This window comes from Corynebacterium sp. KPL1995 (assembly GCF_000477935.1).
GTDB classification, from domain to species: domain Bacteria; phylum Actinomycetota; class Actinomycetes; order Mycobacteriales; family Mycobacteriaceae; genus Corynebacterium; species Corynebacterium pseudodiphtheriticum.
The window spans coordinates 1,236,941-1,252,896 of the sequence record NZ_KI515715.1; the positions used below are offsets into that span (position 1 = coordinate 1,236,941).

The 15,956-nt window shown below is 57.0% G+C and carries 16 protein-coding genes; 1 reads left to right on the forward strand and 15 read right to left on the reverse strand.

What is annotated here, in order from left to right; genetic code table 11:
• Positions 1 to 23: 23 nt before the first annotated feature.
• The 4 genes from HMPREF1292_RS05480 to HMPREF1292_RS05495 all read right to left on the reverse strand — a co-directional run bounded on the left by HMPREF1292_RS05480 (position 24) and on the right by HMPREF1292_RS05495 (position 4,785).
• Positions 24 to 1,130, reverse strand: a complete 1,107-nt coding sequence (locus HMPREF1292_RS05480; protein WP_023019065.1) for an ABC transporter substrate-binding protein — start codon at positions 1,128 to 1,130, stop codon at positions 24 to 26.
• Positions 1,131 to 1,374: 244 nt separating this feature from the next.
• Positions 1,375 to 1,875: a GNAT family N-acetyltransferase gene (locus HMPREF1292_RS05485; RefSeq protein ID WP_021351845.1), complete on the reverse strand. Its 501-nt coding sequence runs from the start codon at positions 1,873 to 1,875 to the stop codon at positions 1,375 to 1,377.
• Positions 1,876 to 1,934: 59 nt separating this feature from the next.
• Positions 1,935 to 3,713, reverse strand: a complete 1,779-nt coding sequence (locus HMPREF1292_RS05490) for an acetyl/propionyl/methylcrotonyl-CoA carboxylase subunit alpha (protein WP_023019066.1) — start codon at positions 3,711 to 3,713, stop codon at positions 1,935 to 1,937.
• Between the two features lie 181 nt (positions 3,714 to 3,894).
• Complete coding sequence (locus tag HMPREF1292_RS05495; protein WP_023019067.1) at positions 3,895 to 4,785, reverse strand: sulfurtransferase; 891 nt, start codon at positions 4,783 to 4,785, stop codon at positions 3,895 to 3,897.
• A gap of 120 nt (positions 4,786 to 4,905) precedes the next feature.
• On the opposite strand from HMPREF1292_RS05495, the gene HMPREF1292_RS05500 reads away from it, so the two are divergent.
• A complete protein-coding gene (locus tag HMPREF1292_RS05500) occupies positions 4,906 to 6,069 on the forward strand; it encodes a Cj0069 family protein (RefSeq protein WP_051137449.1) in 1,164 nt (387 codons plus the stop codon).
• Positions 6,070 to 6,086: 17 nt separating this feature from the next.
• Here the strand turns inward: HMPREF1292_RS05500 and HMPREF1292_RS05505 are convergent, their stop codons facing one another.
• The 11 genes from HMPREF1292_RS05505 to HMPREF1292_RS05550 form a co-directional block, all read right to left on the reverse strand.
• Complete coding sequence (locus HMPREF1292_RS05505; RefSeq protein ID WP_023019069.1) at positions 6,087 to 6,569, reverse strand: DUF3151 domain-containing protein; 483 nt, start codon at positions 6,567 to 6,569, stop codon at positions 6,087 to 6,089.
• Between the two features lie 59 nt (positions 6,570 to 6,628).
• Positions 6,629 to 7,267 (reverse strand): nucleoside triphosphate pyrophosphatase, encoded by a 639-nt coding sequence (locus HMPREF1292_RS05510; RefSeq protein ID WP_024272631.1) that lies wholly within the window; start codon positions 7,265 to 7,267, stop codon positions 6,629 to 6,631.
• The gene (locus HMPREF1292_RS05515) at positions 7,260 to 7,463 is read right to left on the reverse strand and encodes an acyl-CoA carboxylase epsilon subunit (protein ID WP_021351839.1); all 204 of its coding nucleotides are present in this window, start codon (positions 7,461 to 7,463) and stop codon (positions 7,260 to 7,262) included. Before HMPREF1292_RS05515 ends, HMPREF1292_RS05510 begins: the two co-directional genes overlap by 8 nt.
• A gap of 45 nt (positions 7,464 to 7,508) precedes the next feature.
• Positions 7,509 to 9,101, reverse strand: a complete 1,593-nt coding sequence (locus tag HMPREF1292_RS05520) for an acyl-CoA carboxylase subunit beta (RefSeq protein ID WP_023019071.1) — start codon at positions 9,099 to 9,101, stop codon at positions 7,509 to 7,511.
• A 52-nt stretch (positions 9,102 to 9,153) separates the two neighbouring features.
• The gene (locus tag HMPREF1292_RS05525; RefSeq protein ID WP_023019072.1) at positions 9,154 to 9,372 is read right to left on the reverse strand and encodes an acyl-CoA carboxylase subunit epsilon; all 219 of its coding nucleotides are present in this window, start codon (positions 9,370 to 9,372) and stop codon (positions 9,154 to 9,156) included.
• 53 nt (positions 9,373 to 9,425) lie between these two features.
• Positions 9,426 to 11,045: an acyl-CoA carboxylase subunit beta gene (locus HMPREF1292_RS05530; RefSeq protein WP_023019073.1), complete on the reverse strand. Its 1,620-nt coding sequence runs from the start codon at positions 11,043 to 11,045 to the stop codon at positions 9,426 to 9,428.
• 160 nt (positions 11,046 to 11,205) lie between these two features.
• The gene (locus HMPREF1292_RS11245) at positions 11,206 to 11,379 is read right to left on the reverse strand and encodes a hypothetical protein (RefSeq protein ID WP_023019074.1); all 174 of its coding nucleotides are present in this window, start codon (positions 11,377 to 11,379) and stop codon (positions 11,206 to 11,208) included.
• A 5-nt stretch (positions 11,380 to 11,384) separates the two neighbouring features.
• Positions 11,385 to 12,257: a carbohydrate ABC transporter permease gene (locus HMPREF1292_RS05535; protein ID WP_023019075.1), complete on the reverse strand. Its 873-nt coding sequence runs from the start codon at positions 12,255 to 12,257 to the stop codon at positions 11,385 to 11,387.
• Entirely contained in the window at positions 12,258 to 13,316 is a 1,059-nt protein-coding gene (locus HMPREF1292_RS05540) for a carbohydrate ABC transporter permease (RefSeq protein WP_023019076.1), read from the reverse strand.
• A 1-nt stretch (position 13,317) separates the two neighbouring features.
• Complete coding sequence (locus tag HMPREF1292_RS05545; protein WP_232218038.1) at positions 13,318 to 14,550, reverse strand: ABC transporter substrate-binding protein; 1,233 nt, start codon at positions 14,548 to 14,550, stop codon at positions 13,318 to 13,320.
• Between the two features lie 263 nt (positions 14,551 to 14,813).
• The gene (locus HMPREF1292_RS05550; RefSeq protein WP_023019078.1) at positions 14,814 to 15,935 is read right to left on the reverse strand and encodes an ABC transporter ATP-binding protein; all 1,122 of its coding nucleotides are present in this window, start codon (positions 15,933 to 15,935) and stop codon (positions 14,814 to 14,816) included.
• Positions 15,936 to 15,956: the final 21 nt, after the last annotated feature.

Here is a 15,956-nt window from a genome sequence, read left to right on the forward strand (position 1 = left end):
TAGACTAGCTAGTCTCTGTCCAGCTAGTCTGCGTCCACTTCGAAGTACTCGGCGATATCGTCGAGTACTTCGTTTGCTCCATAAATGCCGACGGCGCTCATCCAAATGGTGTCGTCGACATCGTGGATCTCACCTTTCAGTTGGTTCCAGAGCGGATTGCGCTGGAATTCTTCTTGTGTCTTTGCGGCTTCGCCATCGTTGTCGCCATACGCGCTGGTAAAGATGTAGTCTGCATCTGCTTTGGCGATTTCTTCTGCGGAAATTTCGGTGGTGAACCCAGTGCCGGTGGAAGCGTCATTTCGTGCGAAGCCGAGATCGGCAAAGATCACCCCGATATAGCTGTCGTCTTTATAGATCCGAGTCGGCCCATCGACGAATCGCACGGACGTCACGCTCGGGTTTTTCCCGAGCTTTTCGCGTACGCGATCACCGATGCGCGCAGCACGCTCTTCGTATTCGGTGATCAGCTCGTCGGCTTTTTCGGTTTTACCCGCTACTTCACCTACCAGGCGCAAGCTGTCTTTCCAGCCATGGCCTCCAGAATCAGAAAAAACCGTCGGCGCGATGCTGCTCATCCGTTCGTAGAGATCTTCATGCCGGACTTTCGACGACAAGATCGCATCGGGTTTCAGCGCAGCGATTTTCTCTAATGACGGGTCATTAAGTTCACCAACCGAGACCGCGTCACCTGCGTATTTCTCACCATCATCGCCGAAATAAGCAGGGATTTCGCTGCCCCCTTGGAGCTCGGTGAAGCCAACGACGTGCAAGCCCAGAGCGATAGCTGGGTCCAATACCGTGCGGTCGAGTGCTGCGACGGTGGTAATTTCTTCGCCCAGCTCCGTCGATCCCATTGCGTGCGAAATTGTCCGTGTAGCAGACGATTCTGTGCTGCCTGCAGTGCCGGTGGTTGTATTCTGGCTGGAGTGCGCAGAATCATCGGCTGGTGCGGTACATGCAGTCAGTAGCCCCAAGCTGCAGGCGACTGCGAGGAATGCGCTTCTGGCCTTCCGGCTGTGGAATGGGCTGCCGAGCGATTGTCTGCTTATCGACGTTGGGTGTGGGGAGAATTGCCTGTGGGGAAGTGGTGAGGAAACTGCTGCTGCTTCGGGCAGTGGGGATGCTGGCACTGTGGCTGTACCTCCTGGTCGCAAAACTGAAGTGCAGACCAGCAACGCCGAACTAGCGTACGGTGTTGCTAGTCCACCCTTATTACGACCAATAGGTTAGCATAGCCAAATTTATAAGTTATTGTGAAGCTGGGTGATGAAGCGGTGGTGATGATGTGGAGACCATGAAATAGCCACGGAGCCGTGGCGGGTTAAATCCCGCTCAACGTGCAGACCGGCCCCGCTAGACTCCCACAACGCCCCGCTAAACGCGTGGAGTCGCGAACCACTTGACCATTGTGGAATCTGTCTTGTATTCGAAGCCGAATTTCTCATAGCGCGAACGCGCACGTGGGTTGTCCTTATCCACGAACAAAGAGATACCTGGGGCGCCTTGTGCGCGCGCGAGCTCCACACCGGCCTCCAAGAGACGAGTGCCCAACCCGAGGCCGGCATAGCGGCGCTCAACCGCGATCACGAGCTCCGGCACCTCTGGGTAGCCAACCCAGCCAGAACCAGGATTATTGGACTTCCAGTAGCGCAGGAACAAACCGCCAGCTGGTACCGCGTGGCTTGATACCGCGATGATGCCACCCTGGGTGTACGGATCCCACTGGTTGACGTATTTGTGGTGATCAGCGGCTTCGCTTTCCGGGAGGTCGCGGGACTCGTCGCCGAAAACGTCAGCTAAGTAGTGCAGACGGGATAGGTAGGTGCGGTCCTCGTTGGTAGCCGGGCGCAGGGTGATAGTTGTGTCGTTAGTCATAGCTACCTAGGATAACCGAAATCTATATAGCGTGGGCTACACATTTTGGGGAAGATGACTTATTTGATCTCCAACATGACATCGCCTTTGCCGATTTGTCCACCTTCAGCGATTTGCAGGCCAGTAACTGTGCCAGCTTTGTGGGCTTTCACCGGGTTTTCCATTTTCATGGCTTCCAGGACGACGATGACATCGCCTTCTGCGACCTCTTGGTTTTCTTCCACAGCCACCTTGATCACGGTGCCTTGCATTGGGGCAGTGACGGCATCACCGGACACGGCGGCCTTAGAGCTACCGCCGCGACGTTTCTTTGCCTTCTTCTTTGGTGCTTCTCCGCCACCGCCAACAGTCAATGAGCCAGGCAGTGCGACTTCGATGCGACGTCCGTCGATTTCGACAACGTATTTCTGCGGTGGCAAGTCTGCTTCGGCTTCTGGTTCCACGTGTTCCCCAGAAAAAGCAGCGAGCTCGTTGTTCCATTCTTCTTCGATCCACTTGGTGTATACCGTAAAACCTTCGGCATCGGCGGATGCGAAAGCCGGATCGTCGATGATTGTGCGGTGGAAAGGGATGACCGTGGGCATGCCGTCGACCAGGAACTCATCCAGTGCACGGCGAGAACGCGCTAGGGCTTCTTCGCGGTTTTCCGCGTGCACGATCAGCTTGGCCAGCATGGAGTCGAACTGGCCACCGATTACGGTGCCCTGGCGTACGCCGGAATCCACGCGGATGCCGGGGCCGGCAGGCTCGGAATAAGTCGCCACGGTGCCTGGTGTGGGCATGAAATTTGCGCCCGGATCCTCGCCGTTGATGCGGAATTCAAAGGCATGGCCGACTGGGGTGGGGCCTTCGCTAAAGCGCAGTTTTTGCCCTTCGGCGATGCGGAACTGCTCGCGCACCAAATCGATGCCGGTGGTTACCTCCGTAACCGGGTGTTCTACCTGCAGTCGGGTATTGACCTCCAAGAAGGAAATCAGGCCATCGGAACCCACCAAGAACTCGACGGTTCCGGCACCGTAATAACCGGCCTCACGGCAGATGCGTTTGGACGATTCGTGGATTTCTGCGCGCTGCGCGTCCGTCAAGAACGGGGCTGGGGCTTCTTCCACTAATTTTTGGAAACGGCGCTGTAGCGAACAGTCACGCGTGCCGGCGACGATGACGTTGCCGTGCTGGTCGGCCAGCACCTGGGCTTCCACGTGGCGGGCACGGTCGAGGTAACGTTCGACGAAGCATTCCCCGCGGCCGAAGGCGGCAGTCGCTTCACGGGTGGCGGATTCAAAAAGTTCGGCAACTTCTTCGCGCTCGTAGGCGACTTTCATGCCACGGCCACCACCACCAAATGCGGCTTTAATGGCGATGGGCAGGCCGTGTGTGTCCGCGAAAGCTTCCACTTCTGCGGCGTCAGCGACTGGATCTTTGGTGCCCGGTGCCATCGGGGCTTCAGCTTTTTCTGCGATATGGCGCGCGGTGACTTTATCGCCTAGGTTCGCGATGGCTTCTGGTGAGGGGCCAATCCAGATAAAGCCGGCGTCGATGACTGCTTGTGCGAAATCGGCATTTTCGGATAGGAAGCCGTAGCCAGGGTGGATGGCGTTGGCGCCGGATTTCTTCGCGGCGTCGAGTACTTTGTGGAAGTCCAAATATGACTCTGCAGACGTGGAGCCACCCAAGGCGAAAGCTTCGTCGGCAAGCCCAACGAAAGGCGCGTTGGCGTCGGGTTCCGCATAGACGGCCACGGAGCCGATGCCGGCGTCCTTGGCGGCGCGGATGATGCGTACCGCGATCTCTCCGCGGTTGGCGATCAATACCTTGGTGATCTTTGTCTGTTCAGCCACGTTGGCCCTCCATAGCGCTTAAAGTAAAAAATCGTTGCACAATTCGTGAATCCGTCTCAGTCTATTCTTACACACCAAAACATGAGAAAACCATCAGGTTTTGGTTTGTGTTCCAAAATCATGCCGAAAATCGTGCAAAAACCAAAATCGCGGCATCGGCTAATTATTTTTCGCCGTCGCTTTATTCTTCGGCGTCACTGCCCGTTTCAATAGGCATGCCGACCATGTTGCCCCATTCGGACCAACCGCCGTCATAAATTCGAGTTTCTGTGTGCCCCAACAAGAACCGGCCAATGAACCACACTAGTGCGGCGCGTGCGCCTACCTGCGAATAAATTACGCTTGACTGTGCTGGCCAGACTTTCTCGAGCTCCTTACGGGAACGGAACATGCCACTCGGAGTTATCAGCGATTTCCACGGTAAATGCTTAGCGCCAGGAACGTGACCTTGTCGACGCGCCGTCACCGCACCAGGGCCTGATCCCAGCTCCGAGTGCGCTGCTGCCTGCTCGCTAGGCAACCCGGAAAATTCCGCGGCAGAGCGCACATCGATTGCTGTTATGGAATCGTCGTCGGCAAGCTCATCCACAAATGCTCGGGCGTCGGAATCATCGCGTTCGCACACCGGATAATGCGATGGGCTCAGCACCAACGCCGGGCTAAGGGAAGTGTCCCGTTCTTCTTGCATCCAGCCTTCACGGCCACCATCTAAAATGCGCGTGTCCGGGTGCCCAAACAACTCGAAAACCCACAGCGCGAAGCACGCCCACCGGTTGCTCCGATCACCATAGAAAACCACGGTGTCATCCCGGCCAATGCCCAGGCGGGATAACAGCGCGGAAAAACCCTCGCCGTCGATAATGTCCAAGGTCGTGGGGTCAATCAGCTCGTCGGGGTTGATGCGCAGGGCGGACGGCAAGTGCCCGATGTTATAAAGCACGGAGTCTTCATTACACTCAACGACGTGCAAACCTTTTACGCCCAAGCGTGCGGATAGCCACGAGGCGGAAACTAACCGTCCAGGTTCCGCATATTCCCGAAACGAGGGATGGTTATCGAATGCAATAGCCACGGGTTAGCCTTTCAGACGGCGGGAAAGTACACCATTAAATCTTATCGAAAACTTCCTATGCAAGGAGCAGCCATGAGCACGGACGCCCAGAAACCTGACACCACGCGCGCAGCAGACGCAATCCACCGGGCCGTCGTAGTCTTTGAAGTGGAAGGCGGAAACGACAAAACCATCCACGGCAACCGCGTCGATACCCAGCCCATTCTTGATGCTTTGCGGGCGCAAGGCTGGCACGCGGAAGTGGTTGTGTACCGCCCGGAGTGGTCCGATAAATTATTCGACTACGTGTCCGGCTCCTTCGATGCCTATATCTCGCGAGTAAACCCGGGCAATATCCCTGGTGGCGAGGAAGGGTATTTTGCCTTGTTAGAAAGGCTTGCCGACGCCGGTCTGGCCGCATTCTCCCGCCCAGCAGAAATGCTGGCGTATGGCGCGAAAGACGCATTGGTCAAGCTGAATGACACTCCGCTGGTTCCCGCAGACACCGCAGCGTATTACGACGTAGACAGCTTCCGGCAGGCTTTCCCAATGTCCCTAGCTGGCGGTGAGCGTGTGCTCAAGCAAAACCGCGGCTCTACCGGGGAGGGCATTTGGCGGGTACAGCTTGCCGACGAATCTGCGCGGCCTGGGTCTGGGCAACCGGTGGCGGGCGGTGCCCGGGTCACCTGTACCGAGGCCGTGGACAACCATACTGAAACCCACACGCTGGCGGAATTCATGACGCAGTGTGAGGCCTATCTGGAGGGCGACAACGGCATGCTCGTAGACATGCGCTTTTTGCCGCGCATTGTGGAAGGCGAGATCCGTGTCTTGGTTGTCGGTGATACTCCGGTTTCGGTGATTCACAAGAAGCCTGCTGCGGGCGGCAACAACTTCTCGGCGACGCTATTTTCTGGTGCGCACTACACCCATGATGCCCCGGAGGCATGGCCGGATTTGTTGGCCGTGTTTGATCGTTTCCGCCCGGTGCTTGCTGAGCGTTTGGGCGGTGAATTGGGTGGCACGATGCCATTGCTGTGGACCGCTGATTTTATTCTGGCCGACGGCGACGATGGAGCAGAAAGCGTGCGTACCGAAAACACGGGCGCCGAGAGTATTGGCCAAAACAAGCAAGCCCGCGATGCTTACGTGCTCGGTGAAATCAACTGCTCTTGCGTTGGTTTTAGCTCGCAGCTGGAATCTGGCATTCAAGAAAAAATCGCCGCCGAGGTTATCTCCCGTGTGGAGGCCCGGGCGGCGAAGGCAGCGAAGGCAGCGAAGGCAGTGAAGCCAGCGAACAGCTAAACGCTGCGCGTTGAGGTTCAGCTGCTTTCGCCCAGCAGCTTTTCGACGCTGCCAGGATCTGCATCAGAAAGCATCTGGCGGCAGCGATCGTATTCGTCGTCATCACCAATGGCCTTCGAGGCCAGTGCCAGCGCGGCGATCGCACGCAACACACCCTGGTTGGGCTCGTGGGAAAACGGAACTGGGCCCCAGCCCTTCCAGCCGTTTGCACGGAGACGGTCTAGGCCACGGTGGTAGCCGGTGCGGGCGCAGGAATAAGCAATTAGTTTAGTTTCGTTCCGGGATAAACCTTCGGAAGTAGATTGTGAAGCCCACAAGGAAGAAATGGACTCGGCTTCGTCGTCGCTGATCATTTTCAGCGTCTCTTCGGCCCGGAAGGCCCACACCAGGGGGCTTTCTGGGAATTTCAGTGCGGTTTCTGCCGCTTGTAGATCCTGTGCCTGTGCCGGATCGGCAGGCAATTTCAATGGCTCTGGGGCAAGCATGTCTTTCATTTCCATGCCCATAGACTACTGGAGATTCCGCAAGAAGATGCCGCAGGTTGCGTGGTTAAAGGTGGTTAAGCATTCCAGAAGTCAGAAACGCCAAAGCCAAAGCGATACAGCGCGCGGCGCACGACTGGCAGCGATAAACCAATTACTGATGACGGGTCGCCGTCGATACGATCAATAAACCAACCACCGAGTGCTTCGAGTGTGAAAGCACCGGCGCATTGCCATGGCTCACCGGTCGCCGCGTAGGCAGCAATATCAGCTTCACTGGCTTGTGCAAAGGCGATGTCAGTTGTGGCGGCCTCAGTGTATGCTTCGTCGCCAAATATCAGGCAATGCCCGGTCAACAGCTGGGCGTTGCGGCCGGCTTGGGCACGCCACCGCGCTATCGTGGCTTGTTCAGTGTGCGGTTTACCTTGCAATACGCCGTCGAGAAGCAGCATGGAATCACCACCGATGACCACATCATTCGGGTAAATTCGCGCGATGGCTTGTGCTTTGGCGTGCGCCAGTGCAGTCACGATTTCACTGGGGCTGGCGTTGCTAAGTTCAGCCTGGATGGCGTCTTCATCCACATCGGCGGGCTCTATCACGGGCTCGACGCCGGCCGAACGCAAAATCCCAGCGCGGGAAGGCGACTGGGAAGCGAGAACTATACGCGGTACGGGATGTGCAGGCTGTGCGGGTTGTGCGTTGTGTTTAGTCAAAGTGCGCATTCCGGTAGGCGGAAGGGTTATACACTGGGCGGCCAGCAAGGGTGCGTCCCGTGCCCCAGCGGTTATGCGGGGCATAGACCCCGGCGGCTTCCGCACGGGCCCGGGCATCGACTTGTGCGAGAACGGCCGACAAAGCAGTGAGCTCACTGTCGTTTGGGGTGCCGTTGACGATAGAAAAAGATTCCACAGCTTCTCCAGGTTCTTGTAGCACGAATGCTTGTAACGCGAATTTTTATAGTGCGATATTGCCGTGTTTTTTCGGCTGTGTCGTTACCACCTTGCGGCCCAGCATGCGGAGAGCTTCTACTAGTTGGCCACGGGTTTCATTCGGAGGGATGACAGCGTCGACGTAGCCACGTTCGGCGGCAGCGTAGGGGTGGATGAATTTTTCTTCCAGCTCTGTGGCCTTTTCTGCCAGGCTCTCGGCACCGTCTGCTGCGTCTTCGAATTGGGCACCATAAATACCGCGTGCAGTTTCCTCGGCTCCGGCGATGGCGATCTGGGCGGTTGGCCACGCATAGACCAGGTCTGCGCCCAAATCCTTCGAACCCATGAATACGTACGAGGTGCCGAATGCTTTGCGCAAAATCACTGTGACCTTCGGGACTGTCGCTTCGGCATAGGCATAAGCCAACTTAGCTCCGCGGCGCAGCAGCCCGGCGCGCTCTTCGTCGGCGCTATGTACGAAGTCTGCGGAGTCCACAAACTCAATGATTGGGGTGTTGAAGGCATCGCAGGTGCGGATAAAGCGGGCGGCTTTTTCGGCTGCTTGGGAGGTGAGAGCACCGGATTGGTGTGCGGACTGGTTCGCGATAATTCCCACGGCGCGGCCTTCGACGTGTGCGAAAGCGGTGACGATATTCGGTGCGTATTCTTCTTGCAGCTCGAAAATGCCATCATCGGTGACGATATTAAGTACCTCGCGCACATCATAGGCGGCGAAGGTGTCATCTGGAATGAGATCGTCCAATTGGTAATCGGTGTCTGTGACGTTGTCTTGTACGGAGCCGACCTGGATTTCTGCTTCGGTCCGCAGCGCTTCTGCCATGTTGTTTACTGGCAGGTAGTCGACGACGGTGCGTGCTAGTTCTAATGCTTGCGCGTCGGATTCAGCGCGCAGGTGGCAGGTGCCGGACTCGGTGGCATGTACCTGTGCGCTTCCCAACGCTTGTGTATCCAGGCGAGTTCCGGTGGCATGAGCGATGGCTGCTTCGCTCGCGTGGTGCAGGCTGGCGTCGCCATCCACCATGATCGTGACATCTGAAAAAGCTGGGCCAAATGCATGCAGCCCAGTGGTTTGCCCAGTGACCACCGAAATTTGTGGGATTACGCCCGATGCTGCGGTCATGTGCGACAAGATCTTGGAGTACATCGCGAGGGTGACAATCCCTTCGGCAAAGCGCGGGCCGGTGCCTTCGTGAATAGCGATGATTGGCTGGCCGGTTTTGGTGGCCAGCTGGTAAATCTTGCAGATCTTTTCGCCATAGACTTCGCCGAGCTGCCCAGAGAAAACAGTGTTGTCTTGGGAATAGACGCATACTCGACGCCCGCCGATGGTGCCGTACCCCGTGACTACGCCATCGGTGAGTGGCTTGTTGTGCTCTAAGTCGAAATCGCTGACCCGGTGTCGAGCAAGTGCGTCGGTTTCGACGAAAGAATCGGCGTCTAATAGGCGCTCGGCACGCTCACGTGCGGTGAGTTGCCCGGCCTCGTGGCGCTTGTCGACGGCCTCAGCCCCAACGGGCCGCGCTGCGTTTTCTAGCCGCTGGGCAAGGTCGGCGAGCTTGCCTGCGGTGGTAGTCATATCCGGTTGGGAAGCAGTCATAATCTTCTAGTTTAGAGAACAGGAACCAAACCAGGAAATGATACTGGAATATTTAGTAGAAACGTACATGCGGGAATTGTAGTGGCTGGTACTCGCGTCCAATGTCGGCCACAAGGCGTCGGGTCTGTGGGGTGCGGGCTGCTGTGGTGCGGGTGGGGCGTGCTGCCAGTGAGGATACGATTGCAGATAGCGCTGCTAGCTGGTCGTCAGAAGGGTTTCCTTTGGTGATGGAAAACAGTGGGGAGCCTGTGGGGGTTACTGCGGGGAACATGGATTTGATTATCCTTTCGGAAAGCTAATTGAAAATTACGGTGGATGGCGAAATTACAGTGGTATGTTGCCGTGTTTGCGTGCCGGGCGGGCGACAGATTTATCCGCGTATAAACGCAGATTGCGTGCGATCATGCCGCGTGTTTCGCTCGGCAGGATCACGGCATCAATCAAGCCGCGTTCGGCGGCCTTGTAAGGATTGAGCATGAAATCTTCGTACTCGCGCTCAAATGATGCGGCCAGGGCAGCGGTATCCAGGCCTTCGTCGGCGGCTTTTTTCAACTCTTTGCGGTGGATGAAGCCCACGGCTCCGGCTGCGCCCATGACTGCGATCTGCGCGGTTGGCCAAGCCAAGTTCACGTCGGCTCCCAGGCCTTTCGAACCCATGACGCAATACGCTCCACCGTAGGCCTTGCGCATGGTAACGGTGATCTTGGGAACGCTGGCCTCACCATAGGCGTATAGCAGCTTCGCGCCTCGGCGTAGAATGCCGCCGTATTCCTGTGAGGCACCGGGCAAGAAGCCCGGGACGTCGACAAGCAACACGATGGGGATATTAAAGGCATCGCAAGTGCGGATGAACCGCGCGGCCTTTTCGGAAGAATCAATATCCAAACAACCTGCATAGACCTGGGGCTGGTTGGCGACGAAGCCGACGGTTTGGCCTTCGATGCGACCAAAAGCAATCACCACGTTTTCGGCGCGCTTTTCCTGGATTTCTAGGTATTCGCCGTCGTCGGTGAGCGCTTCGATAACATCGCGGACCTCATACGGCTGGGTAGGGGAATCCGGGATGATGGAATCCAGCGCTTGGTCGGCAGCAGAAAGGTGTTCTTCGATAGCGCCAGTTTCCGGAATATGGTGTTCGCGCGGCGGGCTCACTCGGTTGGATGTCGGCAGGTAGCTAACCAGGTCATGTACCCAGTCGAGGGCTTCTTCATCAGTTTCGGCGGTGAAATGTGAATTGCCGGCCAGGCCCATGTGGGCGGAGGCGCCACCGAGTTCTTCTTGCGTGATTTCCTCGCCGGTAACAGTTTTGATGACGTCCGGCCCGGTGACAAACATCTTGGATTTTTTATCCACCATGACCACGAAATCTGTCAGGGCCGGGGAATAGGCGTTGCCGCCGGCACAGGCCCCCATGATGACCGAAATCTGTGGCACGACGCCGGAGGCTTGGATGTTTTGATAAAAAGTCTGCGCAATCCAGTCCAGCGAGACCACACCATCTTGGATGCGGGCGCCAGCGCCTTCGTAGAGACCGATGAGTGGGCGGCCAGTGGTGATAGCTAGTTCTTGAATTTTCACCATCTTTTCGCCGTAGACCTCACCGAGTGCGCCGCCAAAGACTGTGCCGTCCTGCGAGAAGATGCAGACTTCGCGGCCGTCGATGGTGCCCCAGCCGGTGACGATGCCATCGGTGACTGGGCGGCGTGCCCCCATGCCGAAGTCCTGTGTCCGGTGGCGGGCGAGTTGGTCGGTTTCGACGAAAGATCCTTCGTCGAGTAGGTAATCCAGCCGGTCACGTGCGGTCAGCCGCTCTTGCGAGCGCACCTTCTCATGCGCGGCTGGGCCCATCGGCGCGTGGGCTTCTTCCCGACGGCGTTTGAGGTCAGCGATCTTTTCCGCGGTGGTTTCCGCAGCCAAGTTCTCTAAAGGTGAGGAAATAGTCATGTTTAGACTATAGGCTGGTTTTGTAAGAGAAAGCACGTTTTTCTGTAGGTGAGTTTAGTCACAAAACAAAACTGTAGCGTTCGTGGTTTCGTAGTGGGGAAGGTGAGCCACGCCAGAATCGTGACTGGAGATATGTGGCTGGAGATGTGTGGCTGGCGGGTTATGGTCGAGTACGCCAGACCAAGAAACTCAGTACAAGCATGCCTGCAAACAAAAGTGCCGGCACAACCCCCGGTTCGTCCTGGAATATGTTCCAGACTGCCTGGATGCCGGACAGCACGGTGAAAAAACCGACAAAACCGGCAATGGCTTGCCACGCGAGGTCTTCCCGCATCAGGTTTAGGCTTTCACTCCGCCGGCAGTCAGTCCAGAGACGATGCGGTGCTGGAAGACTAACACCATGATGATCAGCGGGATTGTCACCAGTGCACCAGCAGCCATGGTGGCGGCGTACGGGTATTCGAACGCAGAAGGTCCGGAGAAACGCGCGATAGCCACGGTCACCGGTTCGGTATCGCGGTTGGAGAGCTGACGCGCCAGCATAAATTCATTCCAGGTGGTGATAAAAGCGATAATTGCCGTGGTAAACAGTGCCGGGGCAGCCAGCGGCAGCAGCACCAAGCGGAAAGCTTGCCCGCGCGATGCGCCGTCGACACGCGCAGCTTCTTCCAACTCCCACGGCAGTTGTCGGAAGAAAGACACCAGCGTGTAGACGGTTAAAGGGAGAGCGAAAGAAATATTCGGGATAATCATCGCCCGGTACATCCCGATCCACTCCAGATCGCCGAACAGTTGGAACAACGGGGTAACCAGGGCGATCGCGGGAAACATGGAAGCTGCCAGAATCAGGCCGGTGATAAAGCCTTTGCCCGGAAACTCCAGACGCGCAATCGCATAAGCAGTAAACACACCGACAGCGACGGCCAGGCCAGTCGTCGCCAAGGAAATCAACAACGAATTGAAGATCGCGCCTAGGAAGTCGTTGCCCTTGTCGGTGGCCAAAGCATCGGCAAAGTTATCCAGAGTGACGTGTGTGGGCCACGGTGTAGTGTCGAAGGTGTGTTTGGAATCGCGTAGTGCGGTAACCACCATCCAATAAAACGGTGCCAGGCCCCAAAAAATGATGAACGCTAAGCCCAGGTAGTGCCATAGTTGCGAAGAACCGCGGCGGGCACGTGCGCGTGGAACTGCCTGAGATCGTGCCGTGCTCATTTAAGACACCTCCTGCGGTGTTGCGGTGCGTTCCTGTTTTGCTTGCCCTTGTTTTGCTTGCCGACGGGCAGCCTTCGCGCGTGCGCGCCGACCACGGTCAGGGCTGGTTCGACCACGTGGGCTGCCGGAGACATTAGCGCCGAAAAAGCGGATCATGAAAAACGCCACCGCGAAGATGAGCAGGAAGATCAGCGTGGAAAGGGCAGAGGCGGAATTGAAGTTACCCTGGCGCATATCTTCCACGACCAGCTGGGAAATCACCGCCGTTGGAGAATTCGAGGAACCAGAAATCATGATCACTGGCAGATCGTACATACGCAGTGCGTCTAGGGTGCGGAACAATATCGCGACCATTAGTGCTGGTTTCACCAGCGGCAATGTGATGCGAACAAAGCGTTGCATACGGCTTGCGCCGTCGACTTTGGCGGCGTCGTAGACCTCATCGGGAATCATCTGTAGACCAGCGAGGATCAACAAAGCCATAAACGGCGAAGTTTTCCACACATCGGCGATGATTACCGCGAATCGTGCAGCCCACGGGTCCGTCGTCCAGTGAATATTGGCGTCCAGCAACGAATTGACTATGCCGTGGTCTGCGAACATAAACTGCCACAACTTCGCGGTCACAGCTGTCGGAATTGCCCATGGGATCAACACAGCAGCGCGCACTAGCCCGCGGCCGCGGTATTTCCCATTCATGATCAGCGCCATCGCCATGCCCAGAATGATTTCCAGGCTGACCGTGACGACGGTGAAAAAGAGAGTAATCCCCACCGCTGGCCAAAAATCCGTGGCCAAAGAACCCGGTGGGCAGGTAATCGCCGTGCCGTCTGAACCCATGCATCGGCTATTGACCCAGTACAGGTAATTCTCTAGACCGGCGAAACCGCCTTCGGTAAAAAGCCCGGTTTCCGGGTCGAGTCGGCGGTTACCTTGAAACGACAAGAAGATCGCGCGCACCACCGGATAACCAATCACGATGGCGAGCACGATCAAAGCTGGGGCAATGAGCCAACCAGCCTGCCGAAGTTGCGAACTCCAGGTAGTGCGTGCAGGCATTTTAGTTGGAAGCGGCCTCGATAGCCTTCTTCATGTCAGCAACAGCCTGGTCCACCGGCTTGTCGCCCTGCAACGCAGCATAAGCGTTGTCCTGGATAGCCTTCGAAATGGCCTCGTAGAACGGCGAAACCGGACGTGGTGCCGCGTTCTCCAGTGATTCCTTCAGGGCTGGCAGGTATGGGAACTTCTCTACCAGCGACTCATCTTCGTAGATCGATGCCAACACTGGTGGGAAGGAGTTTTCTGCGAATGAGGTCTGGTTTTCCTCGCTGATGATGAACTTCATGAAGTCCAAAGCAGTCTTCTTATGCTCCGAATTGACGTTGATGCCGTTGTTGTAGCCACCCAGCGTGGACACACCGACGCCATCCTTGCCGACGAGCGGGGATACCTCGAAGTTGTCAGCGGTGGCGCTGGCTTCTTCAGCGTTGGTGTACATATATGGCCAGTTAATGGCATAGGCGGTCTCGCCACCGGTGAACGCCAGGTTGGTTTCTTCTTCGGTAGCAGACAGTGACGACGAGGAGATGGTGCCGTCTTCGAAGGCATCAACCAGTGCTTGCAGGCCAGCTTCGGCTTCGGCGCTATCTACGGTGACGTCGTCACCATCTAGGACAGAGCCACCCCAGCCTTCGATAAAGCCAATGGTGTTGACGGTCAAGCCCTCGTACTGCTTCAACTGCAGAGTCAGGCACTCGGCAGAATCGTCGAGATCGGCGCAGGATTGCGTCAGATCAGCAAAGTTTTCTGGTTCGGAATCCACCAGCTTGGTGTTACGGAACAGCAGTTGGCCGTTGGTGTTTTGCGGTAATGCGTACAACGTATCGCGGTACGTGGCGGATTCCACGGTGGCATCCAGCAGGTTCGAGGTATCAACCTCAAAGTCGCCCTCGAGTGGTTCCAGCCATTGGTTGGCAGCAAAATCTGCCGTCCAGACCACGTCCAGTGCCATAACGTCGTAATCCGAGTTGCCAGCCTGCAGCGACTGCACCAGGGTCTCGCGCTGGTCGTCGGCTTCACCGGCGAGTTCTTCTAGCGTGACCTGCTCATCGGGATGCTCTTCGTTCCACTTCTCGATGATGGGGGTGAGCTTGTCGGTATCGTTTCGGCCCATCGCGAAGGTGATCGGCCCGCGACCTTCTTCACCCGAAGCCGATTTCTCTGCCTTGCTGTCTGTGGAGTCTGTCATGGAGTCAGATTCTGCGGTATTTTCCACGGAACAAGCAGTAAGCATCAGCGACGATGCGAAAACCGTGGCAGCGACCTTTCCCGTGCGGCCGGTAGCGAGCGCGCGGAGCGATGGCAGCGTGGTGGTCTTGAGTGGCTGGGAAGTCATGGAAGAAGCACCTTTCTTATGGTTCTTGTGTGACGTGCCGTACGGGTGGCTCGCAAGTGGCTGTGTACACACAGGTGTGGTCTAACCTTAAGGCGAACCCACACGGGTACGAGAAGATTTCTGGCAAATCACCCCCGTGTGGGGTGTGTTGCGGTAGGAAACTAGTGGGGCTGTTGGAGCGCCTGCCCGGTTTTGGCATCGAAGCGGTGAGCTTTCGCCGGGTCAAAAGACAACGTGACCTTTTCGCCGCGTCTCGGGCGCGTATCGGCGGTCCATCGTGCGACAAAACACTCGGGGGCACCGCCCAGGGAAGCCGCAGGCCCGTCAGTTGGGGAGACATAAATATAGGATTCAGCGCCGAGCTCTTCGACAATCTCGATGGTGCCGGCGATGGTGTCATGTGCACCGGGAATCGTGCTCGCGCCTGCAACTTCTTTGCTTGCGTGAATGTGCATATCTTCCGGACGCACGCCGAAACGAATGCCTCCGCGCTCCCCGACGCTGCCGGTCGCGCCGGGGCTGTCGGCAGCGCTGCTGCCGGTGTCGGCTGAGAAAATATTCATCGCTGGTGAACCTATAAACCCGGCGACAAATTCGTTGGCCGGGTGCTCATAGAGCTCACGGGGCGGGGCAACCTGTTGTAACAAACCGTCTTTCAACACCGCCACGCGATCACCCATGGTCATGGCTTCTACCTGATCGTGGGTGACATATACCGTTGTAGTACCTAGGCGTCGTTGCAAAGCAGCCAACTCAGAACGTGTCTGCACCCGCAGCTTTGCATCCAGGTTAGATAGCGGTTCGTCCATCAAAAAAGCTTTCGGTTCCCGCACGATCGCCCGGCCCATGGCTACGCGCTGGCGCTGGCCACCGGAGAGTTCCTTCGGCTTACGCTTGAGGTATTCCGTCAGCCCTAAGATCTCCGCGGCGGCGGCAACCTTTTCGGCGATTTCACGTTTCGGCACTTTCGCCAGTTTTAACGCAAAGCCCATGTTTTGTTCGACGGTTAGGTGTGGGTACAAGGCGTAGTTCTGAAACACCATTGCTATATCGCGCTGCCCAGGTTCGGTGCCAGTGACGTCTTCTTCTCCAATGAGAATGCGTCCGGAGCTGATGTCTTCCAGCCCGGCCAGTGCGCGCAAGGTGGTGGATTTGCCGCAGCCTGATGGACCTACTAACACCAAGAATTCGCCGTCGGCAATCTCTAGATCCAACCCGGCGACCGATGGGGATGCTGCGCCGGGGTACTGGATAGTGACCGAATCAAACGTGACTTTTGCCATGCAAGCAATGTAGCACCAGTA

What these genes read in the sequence shown, in the direction of transcription:
- HMPREF1292_RS05485 (WP_021351845.1), bottom strand. Translation starts at nt 1,875, where the DNA reads ATGACTAACGACACAACTATCACCCTGCGCCCGGCTACCAACGAGGAC.
- HMPREF1292_RS05535 (WP_023019075.1), bottom strand. Translation starts at nt 12,257, where the DNA reads ATGAGCACGGCACGATCTCAGGCAGTTCCACGCGCACGTGCCCGCCGC.
- HMPREF1292_RS05530 (WP_023019073.1), bottom strand. Translation starts at nt 11,045, where the DNA reads ATGACTATTTCCTCACCTTTAGAGAACTTGGCTGCGGAAACCACCGCG.
- HMPREF1292_RS05545 (WP_232218038.1), bottom strand. Translation starts at nt 14,550, where the DNA reads ATGCTTACTGCTTGTTCCGTGGAAAATACCGCAGAATCTGACTCCATG.
- HMPREF1292_RS05550 (WP_023019078.1), bottom strand. Translation starts at nt 15,935, where the DNA reads ATGGCAAAAGTCACGTTTGATTCGGTCACTATCCAGTACCCCGGCGCA.
- HMPREF1292_RS05540 (WP_023019076.1), bottom strand. Translation starts at nt 13,316, where the DNA reads ATGCCTGCACGCACTACCTGGAGTTCGCAACTTCGGCAGGCTGGTTGG.
- HMPREF1292_RS05520 (WP_023019071.1), bottom strand. Translation starts at nt 9,101, where the DNA reads ATGACTGCTTCCCAACCGGATATGACTACCACCGCAGGCAAGCTCGCC.
- HMPREF1292_RS05525 (WP_023019072.1), bottom strand. Translation starts at nt 9,372, where the DNA reads ATGTTCCCCGCAGTAACCCCCACAGGCTCCCCACTGTTTTCCATCACC.
- HMPREF1292_RS11245 (WP_023019074.1), bottom strand. Translation starts at nt 11,379, where the DNA reads ATGCGGGAAGACCTCGCGTGGCAAGCCATTGCCGGTTTTGTCGGTTTT.
- HMPREF1292_RS05505 (WP_023019069.1), bottom strand. Translation starts at nt 6,569, where the DNA reads ATGGAAATGAAAGACATGCTTGCCCCAGAGCCATTGAAATTGCCTGCC.